Raw genomic sequence first — 266 nt, forward strand, 5'->3', positions numbered from 1 at the left:
CCACTGGGTGGAGAGGTAGCCGGGGTGCAGATCGTGTGCGACGGCCTGCGGCTCCAGGCCGGTGAGGTGTTTGAGGTCGTGGTACGCCTGGGCGAAGGCGTCCAGGGTGCGTGCGTCCGCCAAGTCGCCGGTGTGGGAGCTGAGATGGACCCGGGGGCCGGCCGCGAGCGCGAAGGTGTGCTTGAGCTGGGCGCCGACCGCGACGAGCGGAATCGTGGCGGGCCGGGGCAGCGGCATCGGGGCGGGAGCGAGGCCGCGTGCCCGGC

At 74.1% G+C, this 266-nt stretch carries 1 pseudogene; it reads right to left on the reverse strand.

Annotated elements, in window-relative coordinates:
• Positions 1-266: pseudogene (locus ADK54_RS19665) on the reverse strand (carbamoyltransferase HypF); the annotation flags it as partial.

The sequence above is a fragment of the Streptomyces sp. WM6378 genome (genome assembly GCF_001279695.1).
Lineage (GTDB): Bacteria > Actinomycetota > Actinomycetes > Streptomycetales > Streptomycetaceae > Streptomyces.